Genomic DNA, 14,587 nt, shown 5'->3' with positions numbered 1-14,587 from the left:
TATCTAAATTTCTACGCGCTCAGCAATAGCTTTGGAAAGTGAGAGAGTATCTACATTTTCAAGATTTACACCGGTTGGAACACCTTGAGCGATTTTTGAAAATTTTATGGCATACTCTTGGAGCTGATCCTCGATATAGAGTATAAGTGCATCATTTTGAATCGAAGGTGTAAAAGCAAAAATAATCTCTTGTATTTCTTTCATTGCAACGAGATTTTTAAGTTTATCAAGATTTGTCTGGTTAAGTCCTTCAAAGACAAAGTAGAGACCATTATATTCACCACTCTCCTCGATGATATAGATATCTTTTGCACTCTCTACTATACATAGAGTCTGCTGATCGCGCAAATCATCACTACAGATATAACAGAGCTCATCTTCACTAATACCGCCACATTGCGAACATTTATGAATCGAGCTTACGGCATCTTCGATTGCGTGGGCAAGTTTCATAGCATCCATAGGATTTTGAAGTACAAGATGGAAAGCTAGTTTTGTAGCACTCTTTTTGCCGATACTTGGCAAGGTTTCAAGTGCCGCTACAAGTTTATAGAACTTCTTAATTCCTCTTTTCAATCCGCCCCCGAATTTTTGCGCAATTATATCAAAAATTTAACTCTTTATAAAAAATTTTTTGCTACACTTACACAACTTAAACAAAACTTAAACAAAGGATGCCCTCTTGGTAGATATCGATTATTACGAAATTTTAGAAGTTGACAGAAACGCCACATTTGATGAGATAAAAAAAGCGTATCGCAAACTTGCTCTCAAATACCACCCCGATCGCAATCCAGATAACAAAGAGGCAGAAGAGAAGTTTAAACTTATTAATGAAGCCTATCAAGTGTTAAGCGATGAAGAAAAAAGAGCCCTCTATGATAGGTATGGTAAAAGTGGCCTAGAAAATCAAGGCTTTCAAGGGTTTGATAATACCAGCTACGAAGATATTATGGACTTTTTTGAATCAGTATTTGGTCAAACTTTTGGTGGTGGTTTTGGACAAAGAAGAAAGCAAGAAGAGAAGTATCCTTTAGATCTAGCTATTGAAGTAGAAATCTCATTTGAAGAAGCCCTCTTTGGAACAAAAAAAGAGATCTCATACCGCTATAAAGTACCATGCGAAGAGTGTAAAGGTACCGGAGCAAAAGGCGGAATTCTCACAACCTGTCCTGAGTGTCATGGTAGAGGACAGATCTATTATCGTCAAGGATTTATGACATTTTCACAAACTTGCCCTCGCTGCCATGGAACTGGAGAAAGCGCACAAGAGAAGTGTCCAAAATGCGCCGGCAGAGGATATGCCATAAATGAAGAGACAATAACAATTGAAATTCCAGAAGGAATAGATAACGAAAATCGTATTCGTGTACAAGTAAAAGGAAATCTCTCTCCTTCAGGTCTGCGAGGAGATCTCTACATCAATGTCTATGTAAAAGAGGATGAGCATTTTGTACGCTACAATGATGATATATATATGGAAGTACCTGTCTTTTTTACCCAAGCGGCATTAGGAGAAACCATCACTATTCCTACTCCTCGTGGAGAGCGAGAACTGCAACTTCATGTAGGTACAAAAGATAAGGAGCAGTTTATTTTCAAAGGCGAAGGTTTCAAAAATATCCATACCGGTCGCAAAGGCAATCTCATTGCACAGGTAAAACTTATTTTTCCAAAAAAGCTCACAGATGAGCAAAAAGAGCTTCTCCATAAGCTCCAAGATTCATTCGGCGTAGAGAGTAAACCTCACGAAGAGAAATTCTCATCAATTTTTGAAAAAGTTAAAAGCTGGTTTACAAAGTAACCAGCTTTTATATTCTTATATCTATATTGTATTTTTGTTTTTTATAGTAGGCTGCAGCGATTATTGCAAAGATTATTCCAATTGCCCAATAAACCCACTGTGGAATTGGCACAGGATCTCCTTGAGCGTACGAGTGCAATCCACTTAAGTAAAAATTTACTCCAAAATAGGTCATGATAACACTTGAATATCCAAGGAGCGCCAATACATTGTACAAAAATAACTTATTCATCTTTGGTATCAAGCGTACATGCTCTATACAGGCATATACTAAGATGGTTACAGCAGCCCAAGTCTCTTTGGGATCCCATCCCCAGTACCTTCCCCAACTCTCATTTGCCCAGACACCTCCAAGAAAGTTTCCAATAGTCACAAGAACAAGTCCTATAATAAGACTCATTTCATTAATATATGTAAGCTCTTTGAATGTAAGTGCCATCAAATCTTTATTACTCTCATTGACAAAAATAAAGAGTATCAAAACCACAAAAGCAAGAAGAGCACTGAGACCTAAAAAGCCATAGCTAGCAGTAATGACTGAGACATGTATCATCAGCCAGTAGGATTTAAGTACTGGAACAAGGTTGGTGATTTGTGGATCAAGCCAGTTAAGATGTGCTACAAAGAGAATCAAGCCACCTAAAAGTGACGTAGCGGCAAATGCTATCGGACTCTTTTTTGCAAAGAAAAATCCTGCAAAAATCGTAGCCCATGAGATATAGACCATCGATTCATATCCGTTACTCCAAGGTGCATGCCCTGCAACATACCAGCGCAGTGCCATTCCAAAAGTCTGAGCCATAAAACCCAAAAAGATAAGCACAACGCCAACTCGTACAATCCATTTGATATTAAACCGAGGATTGATGAGATTGATGAGTATGAGAATAAGCAGAATAAAACCTATAAGCATATAGTATGGCACGAGCCTGTTGAAAATATCGAGTTTGTTGTAAAGAAGCTCTGCTTTTATTTTACTTTTTGGCGGAATAAGATCTGAGCCATAATATTTTTGATAATCGGCTATAACATCCAAAGATTTGTCTGCTTTACTCCAATCACCAGTTTTAATACCATTTTCTACATTTTGAAAATAGCTTGCCATTATAAGTCGTACCAGCTCAGCTTCTTTCGGAGCAAAGCTCTTCATTGCTTCAATTGGAGTTACCCATTTACGATTTTTATCTTTATTATTTGGAATGATACGCAAAAGTGCTCCAGTATAGACCATATAAGCCACATTGACTCTCTCATCTACTTTAATCACATCTTTATCAAATTGATCTCTTGCACCCGGTTTCTTGGCAGTCGCTTTTTGCACATATTGCAGCAACTTATATGCCCCATCTTTGCTCATATCGAAAAAATCGTTAAAGGAGGCATACTTCTCATTTGGATTGAGTCCAAGAATTTTTTTAAGAGCTGGATGATGCACATAGATCATTTTAATTTTTTGAAAAATCTCTGGCTCTACAGTCATTCCTAAAAAGAACTGATTTGCATCAAGGCCATAAAGCTCCTCTTTGCGAGCAATTTTGGCAAGTACTTTGCGAGAAAGTGTATCTATCGGCTCAATTCTTCCGCTATTATCTTGCACTAAAATCTTTTCTCCAAATTTGTCAGCATGAGCTTTGCTTATCTTTTTTGCTACTTCGAGAGGATTATCAGCTGCATATCCAGACATGCCAAGCATCAAAAAAGCAATGAGAGCAAAATTTTTCAGTAACATACTTTCACGCTGTTCTTGTACTCTTTTTGTCAAACGTGCTAACTTCTGAAAGCGGCTTTGCGGCATAAAAAAGTGCAGTAACATTCCTAAAGCAAGGAGAAAATAGCCAATATAGGTAATAAGTGTACCAGGATCGTGATTGACAGAGAGAATGGTGCCTTTTTCATCCATATCGTAAGAACTTTGAAAAAATCTATATCCTTTGTAATCAAGCACATGGTTCATATAGATCCTATAATCAAAACTCTTGTTTCCATCTACTACTGTCACTTCACTCGCATAGGAGCTTGGACTCATGGAGCCTGGATAGCGCTCGAGCTGAAAATCGCGCAGTTTCAGCGCAAAAGGGAGTTGTATGCGTCTTGCCCCATAATTCAATGTTAAATCCAAATCTCCTAACTTCACATGTACAGGCTCACCTTCTCGTCCACTTTTGCCAAAGAGTGTTACAATCTTTTCACCTTTACTACTTTTTACACGTAAAATTAGTGCATCATCATGAGGAGAGTTTTTTGCCAGTGGATTTTTGCTTTGCAACTCCACTTTTGCATGGGGTTGGAAGTTTTTGAGAACAATATTAAGCCCTGCAATTGCGTAGAGATGCCCTTTTTCAAATGGAACATCCTCGTTAGGTGCAAAATTTTCTTCTTGCATCGAGCCCATTGCCATTCGCTTGATATGAAAAGGGGCTCTAATAAAAAGCTTTCCCTCCTTTTGTGTAATTACTATAACAGGCTTGCTGGTTTGTACCTCTTTATCGAAAGTAATTACTGCATCTCCTATATCAAGAGATTGTCCTTTTTGGAGGATCTTCTCTACTCTTCCACCACTATGAGCAGAAAGCACAAGTTTTACTGTGGCTTTACCATTTTTATCTGCAACTATAGTATATGTGGCATTTGGTATATAGCGTAAAAGCTCTACCTCTATTTTTTCATCGCCTATTGCTATTTTTCTTTTATAAGTGTTACTGCCAATTTTTGAGAGATAGATTGGTTCTGCATAAGAATAAAAATTTTTTCCTTTTTTAGCTTCTATTTGCAAATAGGTACGAGCACTAAGGATTGTATTGCTTTGAGAGCCTTCTCGTATATGCATTGTGCCCTCATAGCCAAAATAGCGCGTTACTGCAGCACCAATTATTATTACAATAAATGCTAAATGAAATAGCCCAGTGAAAAATTTGTCTTTGCGAAAAAGCCGAAATCTGAAAATATTGTAAAGGAGATTAAGACTTAAAAGCACCAATAAAATCTCAAACCATTTTGCTGTATAGACCAAAGCCCATGCAGTCTGTGAGCCATAGTCATTTTCAATAAACGTAGCAATTCCAATACTTACAGCAAAAATAAACATCATTATGACAGCTGATTTTATGGAGAAGAAGCTTTTTTGCAAAGATTTGAGCATCTATTTCCTTTGGAGTATTCTCAAAATAGTTTTATACGTCTATCGAGAATACAATTGTAGTGAACTTCAATCAAAAATAGTAATATCTTTTTGATTTAGAGTCATTTCTTAAACTATTTCAAATCTCCCCATCTGTGGGCAATACCTATAGAGCATTTGATAGGTACCCGCAGCGGATAAATATGCTCCATAATTGAAGCAAATCTTTGTGCAAGATCTTCGACCACATCCTCTTTAACTTCAAATATAAGCTCATCATGGATTTGCAGTAGCATTTTGGCAGGTAATGCTTCATTTTTGATAATTTTATCAATAGCATTCATGCTCATTTTTATAAGATCTGCTGCGCTTCCTTGAAAAACTGTATTTGTAGCTTCTCGCAAATATGCAGCAAGCTGTGCTCCATTAGCTGCAGCAAAATCAAAGTAGCGCCTACGTCGTAGTAACGTTTCAACATATCCATACTTTTTTGCAAAATTTTCAATACTTGCTAAGTAGTTTTTGACAGTAGGAAATGCACTAAAATAGCTCTCAATGATCTCTTTTGCCTCTTTTGTGCTGATTCCTAGAGTTTGTGCAAGTTTTCTGCTTCCCATACCATAGATGAGACCAAAGTTAATGCTCTTTGCGATATTTCTCTTTGCATGTGCTTCATCTGGACCAAAAAGCTTTATTGCAGTCTCTAAATGGATATCTCTATCTTCTTGAAAAGCTTGTACTAGGGCAGGATCTTGTGAAAAGTGTGCTAAAAGCCTCAGCTCTATTTGAGAATAGTCGATGCCGAGGAGTTTATACCCATCCTTTGCAATAAATCCGTACCTAATTTGGCGTCCGACTTCTGTTTTAACTGGAATATTTTGCAAATTGGGATTTTTGCTTGCAAGTCTTCCTGTAGCGGTACCAGTTTGCACAAAACTTGTGTAAATACGATGATTTGTATCTTTTTTAGCATATTTTAGAAGTGGATCAATATAGGTGCTTTTGAGTTTAAAGAGCTCACGGTATTCTAAAATATAGGCTATTATTGGATGTTTGTCCTTCAGTGCCTGTAGCGTAGTCTCATCCGTACTATAGCCAGACTTTGTTTTCTTCAAAGGCGAAAGTTTCAGTTTTTCAAAAAGCACGCTTGCTAACTGTTTAGTTGAATTGATATTAAACTCCCCTCCTGCAAGCTCATAAATCTTTTGTGTAAGCTCCTTGAGGCGCTCTTCACTCTCTTTGCGTAGTTTTTCAAAAAAAGCAATATCAAGTTTGATTCCAGCTCTCTCCATCGCTATAAGAGTATTGACAAAAGGAAACTCTACCTCCTTTGCCTCATCAATAAGATGGGCTGCATTTTGTGAGCGGAGAGTATCGAGTAATTTAAAATAGATTTTATAAGTTATCAATGCATCCTCACTGGCATAGCGACAGGCTGTATCTATTGCAACGTTGCTAAAATCTTCACCCTTCTTTACTGTATCTTTATAGGCTATCATATCATGATCAAGCACTCTCTTTGCCACACTATCTAGCCCTACACTGCTTCCTGGATCACTTAGCCATGCAAGAATCATTGTATCTGCGAAATCTGTAATCTCTTCTATGTCATACCGATAGATTAAAGAGAGATCAAATTTGAGATTATGCCCTACTATTTTATGTTCAAATAGCCTCTTGATAGCTTTAAGAGCGCTATCTAAACTTACTTGCTGTCCTACTCCAAGATAGTTGTGTCCAATTGGTACATAGTACGCCCTCTCTTCATTAAAAGCAAAGCTAAATCCTACAAGATTGGCTACTTTTGTATTTAAAGAATCGGTTTCAGTATCAAAAGCTACTATTGCTTCTTTTGGTATAGCATCTATTACTTTAAAGAGCTCCTCTTCGCTATCAAGACAAATTGCCTCAAACTCTATTTTTGCTCCCTGCTTTTTTATGAGCGGTGTAGCTTTGAGTTTGCGCAAAATCGCTGTAATATCATAATCCATAAGCTCATCAGCAATTTTTATAATCGGATTAATTTGAGGTAAATGGTACTCTTCTAATGAGCAGCTCTCAAACACATCATCGCGAAGGGCAACAAGCTTTCTACTCAAATATGCACTCTCTTTGCCTTGCTCTAGCAGCGTCCTCACGCGCGGCGGTGTCACCTCATCAATGTGTGCATAAATTGCATCAAGAGATCCGTAAGTATTGAGAAGTTTTGCAGCAGTTTTTGGCCCAATACCTTTGACTCCTGGAATATTATCTGCACTATCTCCCACAAGCGCAAGATAATCCCCGATGAGTTTTACTGGAACGCCAAATTTTTGCTCAGCCCTCTTTTCATCGATCTCCTCTTTTTTTATAGGATCATAGAGTACCACTTTTTCATCATCTATAAGCTGGTAGAGATCTTTATCGTGTGAGACAATTTTGACTTTTATACCCATCTGCTTTGCACATTTTACCAGTGAAGCAATAATATCATCAGCTTCAAAACCCTCTTTTTGTAATGTTTTAAAACCCATTTTCTCTATCCAGTCAATTGCAATAGGAAGCTGCTTTTGCAGATCTTCTGGAGGCGTAGGGCGCTGAGCTTTGTAGTTTGGATCAATTGCGGCGCGAAAACTTGGACCCTCACTATCTAAAGCAAAAACTATGTAATCACTTTTTTCTTCTGCTACTAAGTTATTGATAAAGTTGATAAAACCTGTCAAAAGACCAGTGGGAAATCCCTGTTTACTTTTTAATGGTGGCAATGCATAGAAGCTACGAAAGAAAAAACCGAAGGTATCGATGATTGTAAGTGTCTTCATCCACAACCTTTTTGGCGAGATTATAGCACAATACTTTTTTAATCACGGATTAAATAGCCCCATCAAGAGTCAAAATTTTTATGGTAAAACTTTGAAAATAGCTAATTTTTGATAAAATTACCAATTAAAGGAGTATAATGAGATATCTACTTATTTTTTGTTGCATAACTTTTGCATTTGCTGATTGGAAAACAGCACAAATTTTAGCTATTGATAAAATCATCCAAACGTATCAAAACCGCCAATCTTGCCTGCAAAAAGAGGAGGCACATTTTTGTATCCAAAAATATCCACTCGATCCAAAAAGTGACGCACTTGCTAAAACTTTTGCAATGAGCTTCCCTCAAGCCTTCTATGCAAGTAAACTCCAACGAGATATAAAACTATTAGAAAAGCAAAAACTCTGTATCGGAAGAGCTTTGAGCGAGATGGAAGCGAAGCGCTGTCTCACTCAATTTTAAGCTCTTTAGCCAAAAACTCACCTGTATAGCTACTACTCTCTTTAGCGTTACGCGCAACCTCTTCAGGTGTACCTTGGGCTATAACTTTTCCCCCTTTGCTTCCTCCTTCTGGTCCCATATCGATAATATAATCTGCATTTTTAATGACATCAAGATTATGCTCGATCACTATTACACTATTTCCAAGCTCTACAAGAGAATGGAGTACTTTCACAAGCCTATCCACATCTGCAAAGTGTAAGCCTGTCGTTGGCTCATCAAGTATGTAAAGAGTATTACCAGTATCTTTTTTGCTTAGCTCCTTTGCTAGCTTAATCCGTTGCGCTTCACCACCGCTGAGTGTTACAGCATTTTGCCCAAGCGTAATATAGCCAAGACCTACATCTTGTAGTGTTTGGAGTTTTCTTTGAATTTTTGGAATCGCTTTGAAAAACTCTAGTGCTTCATCTACACTCATAGCAAGTACATCTGCAATATTTTTACCCTTATATGTTACTTCAAGGGTTTGTTCATTGTAGCGTCTGCCTTTACAAGCATCACATTTGATCATAATATCAGGCAAAAAGTGCATCTCAATTTTTAGCTCACCCTCGCCTTTACACTTCTCACATCTTCCACCAGGTACATTAAAACTAAACCGCCCCGGTCCATATCCTCGTAGTTGCGCCTCTTTAGTTTTTGCAAAGAGAGCGCGTATTTCATCCATTACACCTGTATAGGTTGCAGGATTGCTACGAGGAGTCCTTCCAATAGGGCTTTGATCAAGATATATCACTTTATCGAGTTTCTCTAATCCCTCGATCTCCACTCCAGCAATCTTTTTGACCTTTTTAGCTCTATTGAGTGCCTCTTTTGCAACTGGCAGAAGCGTTTGCAAAACCAATGAGCTCTTCCCACTTCCACTCACACCTGTTACAGCTACCAGATTTTTTAAAGGAAACTCTACCTCAAGATTTTTTATATTATTGATTGTAACGTTTTTTATAGCAAGCCAATCCTCTTGGGGTCTGCGGTAGAAATACTCTATTTTTTTCTCGCCACTAAGATACTTTGCAGTAAGTGTATCACTCTTTTTGAGTTCACTCACACTTCCAGCAAAGACCACCTCTCCCCCAAATTTTCCAGCACCAGGGCCAATATCAACGATAAAATCTGCTGCTTCTATTGTCTCTTTATCATGCTCAACCACTATAACAGTATTGCCTTTTTTTTGCAGATTTTTAAGTGTACGTATGAGTTTTAAGGTATCTCTTTCATGCAAACCTATACTTGGCTCATCGAGCACATACATCACTCCTGTTAAACCACTGCCTATTTGACTTGCAATTCTAATACGTTGAGACTCTCCTCCGCTTATAGTGCGGGCGTCTCTGCCAAGAGTAAGATAGCCAAGTCCCACATCTACTAAAAAGTAGAGCCGCTCTCTTATTTCTTTAAGAATAGGTGCAGCAATGGTTTGCTTTTGGGAAGATAGATAAGTAAAATTTGATTCTTCATTAAAAAAAGCATACGCATCTTCTATTGGCATATCAAGGATCTCCCCAATACCTTTACCAGCAACTTTTACTGCAAGACTTTGGGGCTTGAGTCTGTGACCGCCACACTTGTCACACACCTTTTCACTCATATATTCACCCAGCTCTTTTTCATCTTTAAACATATCATAAGCGATCTTCACTACTCCTGGCCAAATACGGGTGAGATTGTGTGATTTCCAGCGAAAACTTACTGCTTGTGCTGAGCCATAGAGGATCGCTTTTTTTTCATGCTCTGCTAAATTTTCATAAGGAGTATTGACATCGATACCTTCACTCTCACAAAAAGCCTTGAGAAAATTAAAGTAGTAGCTCTTGTTATATCCATAGAGTATTTTAATTGCCCCCTTGGCAATAGATTTGTGCTCATCTATAATCTTTTGCAAATCTAATGTATAGCGAATCCCTAATCCATCGCACTCTGGACAAGCTCCTTTAGGAGAGTTGAAAGAAAATGTAAGAGGCTCAAGGGGCTCAAAACTCACTTTACAATCAAAACATGCTAGATGCTCACTAAAGTGGTAATGCTTTTGTGTTCCAACTTCTTCAGCATTGAGTACCTCAACTTCCACTTCTCCATAACTTAACTTTAATGCTTTTTCGATATCATCAGCAATTCTTGTTGCACTCTCCTCTTTGCGCACAACCCTATCGATAACGGCTTTGATTGTATGCTTTTTCGTTTTTGCTAGTTCTATCTCCTCATCTAAGCGCACCATGACCCCATCTATCATGGCGCGCACATACCCCTTTTGACGAAGGGACTCTATGAGATCGGTAAAAGTACCTTTTTTCTCTTTAATTAATGGAGCAGTTATAACAAGTTTGCTTCCATGAGGAAGTTTTAATACCTCATTAATAATGTCTGTTGGTGTCATGTGAGAGATCGGTTTGCCGCACAGATGGCAGTGCTGGATACCGACTCTTGCATAGAGCAAACGAAGATAATCGTAAATCTCAGTGACTGTACCAACTGTACTTCTTGGGTTTTTACTTGTTGTTTTTTGCTCAATGGCAATTGCTGGAGTAAGCCCCTCAATCTTATCTACTTCTGGTTTATCTAATTTATCCAAAAATTGGCGTGCATAACTTGAGAGCGACTCTATGTAGCGCCGCTGCCCTTCAGCATAGAGTGTATCAAAAGCGAGCGTACTTTTCCCACTTCCTGAAAGTCCAGTAAAAACAATCAATGCATTTTTTGGTATCTCAAGATTAATATTTTTAAGATTGTGCTGCTTTGCACCAAATATCTTTATCTTATTCATTTAACTCCTCAAAAAAATATCTTTTTTACAACAAGCACCAAAATCACTGTATATATTCCAATAAGTGCTTTTTTGAATTTTTTTCTCTCTATTGCATGTGCTGCCTTTATACCAAAAAAGACACCCAGAAGTGAACTAGCACCCACTAAAAATCCATGCACATAATCTATATGGCCAAAGAGGCTCAAGCTCACAAAACCACTTATTGAAGAGAAAATCACAAAAAAGAGGCCCATAGATGCAGCTTTTTTCACATCAAGATGAAAAAAACCGACTAAAATAGGCGTTACTAATATACTTCCTCCAACACCGATGCTAATAGCAAAAAGCCCAATAAATACTCCTACAAAAAAGATCAAAACTGGAGGAATATCTTTTGCTCCATCGTGTGTCACAGGAGATCGAAAAAAACGATACATCGCATAACTTACAAATCCTAAAAACATCCACTCAAGTACTTTGCTCGAAACAATACTTACAAAATATCCACTGCCAAGAGCTCCTAAAAATCCTCCAATACCTAACGCCAAACCTTCATGGATTTTAAAAATATTTTTTTTGAAATTGAGGTATGATCCAAACAGAGAGCTAAAGACCATCTGTGTAACAGAAATTCCAACAGCCTCTTTAATATCAAACCCAAGATACATCAGTATTGGCACTAAAATTGTCCCGCCACCTATACCAAAAAAACCGGAGAGAAAACCGACAATAATTCCGACCGCTATCAATTCCATCAACGACCTTTTTTGGAAGGGATTATACTACATTTAAGCAAATTTATGACGAATTTATCTATTATTCAATATAATTAATTAACTTATAAACCTTAAATGAAGAGGAGAGTTTTTGAGAATAGTTGCCATTTTATTACTAGCAGTACACCTCTTTGCAACAATGATACTCAACCTCAATGTCAAAGAGCAAAAGAATAGCGTCGAACTCTTGATAAACTTCGATGTACCGTATGAGGGGAAAATAGCGCAAAAAAGAGAGAGTGACAAAATAATCCTTTTTCTTAAAAATGTAAAGATATTGGCTCACTGGAGTAAAAAACTTAACAATCCTTTTATCTATCAAATAGACGTAGTGCCCGCAAAAAGTGGAACACAAATTTTCATATATACTGTGGAAAAAATAAAAATATATGCCTCTAAATCAAAAGATGGTTTTAGCCTTATGCTTAAATTCAAACGCCCTGGAACCTCATCAAGCGCGCAGCTTTCTAAAGGTTTTTTTAGTAACATAAATTTTGCAAAAATAGGCTTATGGGTTGGAATTGGTCTATTTGGAGTAATTCTTATATTTATAGTGCTAAAACTTCTGAATCAAAATAGAACACGAAAAACTAAACGTATCGTAGTCCAAAATAGTGACAATGAAGAGTTTGCAATAAAATTTGAAAAGCCACTAGATGCACACAACAAAATTGCACTCATCTCTTTTAAAGGTATCAACTATCTTGTCATAATTGGCAGTACAAATGTGTTACTTGGAAAATATAAAGAGGGCGAAATAGAGAGTCACGAGGATTTTGAAAAAGCGATAGCATCGCAAAATCTTACTGCTGCCATACAACCAAAAGAGGAGGATGATATATTTATAACAATAGAGGAGTATAAGAGAAAAGCAAGTGGCGAAATCTAAGCAGCTGCAGCGTCTGATCTAAAAAATCTCTCTATCAACTCCTCCATTTCATCTTTATCTGTAACTCTATTTATTATCTCTCGAAATTGTGAGGCTCCGGGATATCCTTTAGAATAGGTATGAAGATGCTTGCGAAAGAGTACCACTCCATAATCTCCATAAAAATGCAGCATCTGTCTAAAATGCTCGAAAATAATCTCTTTTTTTACCTGCTCATTAACAAAAGCTTCACCCTGTTTAAGTTGATAGAAAATCCACGGGTTTCCAATCGCACCTCTTCCTATCATCACCCCATCTGCTTTTGTCAGATGCAATACCTCTTGGGCTTTTTGATAGTCAGTAATATCACCATTTGCAATAACTGGGATCTTTACAGACTCCTTTGCTCTTTTGATAGCTGCATAATCCACAGGAGCTTTAAATCCACCACTACGTGTACGCCCATGAATTGTGATAAAATCTGCCCCAGCTTCTTGTGCAGCAACTGCAATCTGTTCTACTATATTTTCGCTAAATCCAAGTCTCACCTTGACAGATGTATAGGACTTATTGGAATATTTTTTAATAGTTTCAACAATTCTCTTAAATCGGTCAAGATCTTTCAAAAGCCCACTTCCCGCACCTTGTTTAACAACTTTTGGCACAGGACATCCACTATTGAGATCAATACCATCAATGCCTTCAATTGCATTGAGTTTTTCTACTGCTTTTTTCACTATCTCCTCTTCAGCGCCTGCAATCTGCACAAAATAGGGATCTTCTAAAGGGGATTTTTGGAGCATTTTCATAGTCTTTTTACTCTCATACACCAAAGCATTAGAGCTAATCATTTCACTAATAGTAAGATCTGCTCCAAATTTTTTTACTACACTTCTAAATGGTAGATCTGTATATCCTGCCAATGGCGCTAAAACATAAAGCGGTTTTGTAAAATTGAGTTTCATCTATGCAAACATCTCCAATGGATAGTTTTTGCCACACTCTTTTAGTTCCAGATAGGCTTTGAAATTGAGCAACTCATTTTCTGCTGTAGTTTCTAAAAACTTTTTTGCTTTTTCTATCATCTCTAAATCCAAAAGTGTATAAAGGTATGCTGCTTCGCTTTTTTCATCTTTTTCTTTAAGTTTTCCAAAAAATTTAAGCCTCTCATCTGGAGAGAGTACATCTTTTATTTTTTTAGCCAATTGCATATACTCTTCTTCATTTAGTTGCATTTGTGACTCTTGTAAAATATACTCTATATCTTGCTCATGAAGCATCTCTTTTTCTTTAGTTGCATATTGCTCAATAAGCTCCATAAGTGTCTCGAAAGTAAAGAGTTTAGCATAATCTTTGATTTTTGATATATCATTAAAAGTAATATATGCTTGCAGTGCTTTTTGACACAACTCCTGAGGATATTCACTGCAATTTTTCAAAATTACTCCACTAAAAATCGGCTCACTTTTGAGTCTATTTTCATAGTTTTTCACTAAAAGTGCATTTTTAGGTGAGAGTTTGAAACCCTCTATATCAACATAGATACCATTAGTAATATCTTTTACATAATCCAAAGGCTTTTTGAGACGTTCATCCTTTGTATCTATTTTAAAATCAACAGGGAGTATATGCGATTTGTCAGTTACGTTACCAAGATTTTTTGCTTCTGTTGTTTTATATTGATGTGATTTTGGCTCTTGCATAATCGCATCTGCAAATGAATCGATGAGAGTATCGTAATCTTTACGGTAACGCTTAAGCACCATAAAGTTGATAAAAGAGTAGTATGACATGTGAAAAAAAGATGCCAAAAAGAGAATAAACATAGGTACGATAATCCAAACAGCAACAGGAAGAGTAACAGGTACACCAAAAACATCAAAAGTATATACTTTATCCACTTGGGAGTAGACAATACCAGCAACTATTAGCATAAGTATAATACTAAAAAAGATATAGCGTTTGATTCGCATTTAA

General features: G+C 37.1%; 10 protein-coding genes. 3 read left to right on the top strand and 7 right to left on the bottom strand.

The window, feature by feature from the left end; all coding sequences use genetic code 11:
- Positions 1-3 precede the first annotated feature (3 nt).
- Positions 4-576, bottom strand: coding sequence for a recombination mediator RecR (gene recR, locus JG738_RS03960; protein ID WP_201338468.1), 573 nt, complete (start codon positions 574-576; stop codon positions 4-6).
- Positions 577-682: 106 nt separating this feature from the next.
- On the opposite strand from recR, the gene dnaJ reads away from it, so the two are divergent.
- Positions 683-1,804, top strand: coding sequence for a molecular chaperone DnaJ (gene dnaJ / locus JG738_RS03955; RefSeq protein WP_201338467.1), 1,122 nt, complete (start codon positions 683-685; stop codon positions 1,802-1,804).
- Positions 1,805-1,811: 7 nt separating this feature from the next.
- Here dnaJ and ccsA read toward each other — a convergent pair whose 3' ends face one another.
- Both ccsA and polA read right to left on the bottom strand, forming a co-directional pair.
- Positions 1,812-4,943 (bottom strand): cytochrome c biogenesis protein, encoded by a 3,132-nt coding sequence (ccsA, locus tag JG738_RS03950; RefSeq protein ID WP_201338466.1) that lies wholly within the window; start codon positions 4,941-4,943, stop codon positions 1,812-1,814.
- A 113-nt stretch (positions 4,944-5,056) separates the two neighbouring features.
- Positions 5,057-7,723 carry a DNA polymerase I gene (gene polA / locus JG738_RS03945; RefSeq protein ID WP_201338465.1) on the bottom strand — a complete coding sequence of 889 codons (2,667 nt, stop codon included), beginning with the start codon at positions 7,721-7,723 and terminating at the stop codon, positions 5,057-5,059.
- A gap of 137 nt (positions 7,724-7,860) precedes the next feature.
- On the opposite strand from polA, the gene JG738_RS03940 reads away from it, so the two are divergent.
- Positions 7,861-8,184: a hypothetical protein gene (locus JG738_RS03940; protein ID WP_084275584.1), complete on the top strand. Its 324-nt coding sequence runs from the start codon at positions 7,861-7,863 to the stop codon at positions 8,182-8,184.
- On the opposite strand, the gene uvrA is transcribed toward JG738_RS03940, so the two are convergent.
- Both uvrA and JG738_RS03930 read right to left on the bottom strand, forming a co-directional pair.
- Complete coding sequence (gene uvrA / locus JG738_RS03935) at positions 8,171-10,984, bottom strand: excinuclease ABC subunit UvrA (RefSeq protein WP_201338464.1); 2,814 nt, start codon at positions 10,982-10,984, stop codon at positions 8,171-8,173. The genes JG738_RS03940 and uvrA overlap by 14 nt on opposite strands.
- An 8-nt stretch (positions 10,985-10,992) precedes the next feature.
- Positions 10,993-11,721, bottom strand: a complete 729-nt coding sequence (locus tag JG738_RS03930; RefSeq protein ID WP_201338463.1) for a sulfite exporter TauE/SafE family protein — start codon at positions 11,719-11,721, stop codon at positions 10,993-10,995.
- A gap of 112 nt (positions 11,722-11,833) precedes the next feature.
- On the opposite strand from JG738_RS03930, the gene JG738_RS03925 reads away from it, so the two are divergent.
- Positions 11,834-12,631 carry a hypothetical protein gene (locus JG738_RS03925; protein WP_201338462.1) on the top strand — a complete coding sequence of 266 codons (798 nt, stop codon included), beginning with the start codon at positions 11,834-11,836 and terminating at the stop codon, positions 12,629-12,631.
- On the opposite strand, the gene JG738_RS03920 is transcribed toward JG738_RS03925, so the two are convergent.
- Both JG738_RS03920 and JG738_RS03915 read right to left on the bottom strand, forming a co-directional pair.
- Positions 12,628-13,575, bottom strand: a complete 948-nt coding sequence (locus JG738_RS03920; RefSeq protein WP_201338461.1) for a tRNA-dihydrouridine synthase — start codon at positions 13,573-13,575, stop codon at positions 12,628-12,630. The genes JG738_RS03925 and JG738_RS03920 overlap by 4 nt on opposite strands.
- Positions 13,576-14,583 carry a hypothetical protein gene (locus JG738_RS03915; protein WP_201340474.1) on the bottom strand — a complete coding sequence of 336 codons (1,008 nt, stop codon included), beginning with the start codon at positions 14,581-14,583 and terminating at the stop codon, positions 13,576-13,578. It lies immediately after the preceding gene.
- Between the last annotated feature and the right edge of the window lie 4 nt (positions 14,584-14,587).

This window comes from Nitratiruptor sp. YY08-26, from assembly GCF_016593215.1.
GTDB classification, from domain to species: Bacteria; Campylobacterota; Campylobacteria; order Campylobacterales; family Nitratiruptoraceae; genus Nitratiruptor; species Nitratiruptor tergarcus.
Note: the sequence above shows the minus strand (reverse complement) of the source record. Positions and strands in the feature narration are given on the sequence as shown.

Bases quoted from the DNA above. Each gene is read 5' to 3' on its own strand.
- ccsA (WP_201338466.1), bottom strand. From the start codon at position 4,943: ATGCTCAAATCTTTGCAAAAAAGCTTCTTCTCCATAAAATCAGCTGTC.
- polA (WP_201338465.1), bottom strand. From the start codon at position 7,723: ATGAAGACACTTACAATCATCGATACCTTCGGTTTTTTCTTTCGTAGC.
- JG738_RS03940 (WP_084275584.1), top strand. From the start codon at position 7,861: ATGAGATATCTACTTATTTTTTGTTGCATAACTTTTGCATTTGCTGAT.
- uvrA (WP_201338464.1), bottom strand. From the start codon at position 10,984: ATGAATAAGATAAAGATATTTGGTGCAAAGCAGCACAATCTTAAAAAT.
- JG738_RS03930 (WP_201338463.1), bottom strand. From the start codon at position 11,721: ATGGAATTGATAGCGGTCGGAATTATTGTCGGTTTTCTCTCCGGTTTT.
- JG738_RS03920 (WP_201338461.1), bottom strand. From the start codon at position 13,575: ATGAAACTCAATTTTACAAAACCGCTTTATGTTTTAGCGCCATTGGCA.
- JG738_RS03915 (WP_201340474.1), bottom strand. From the start codon at position 14,583: ATGCGAATCAAACGCTATATCTTTTTTAGTATTATACTTATGCTAATA.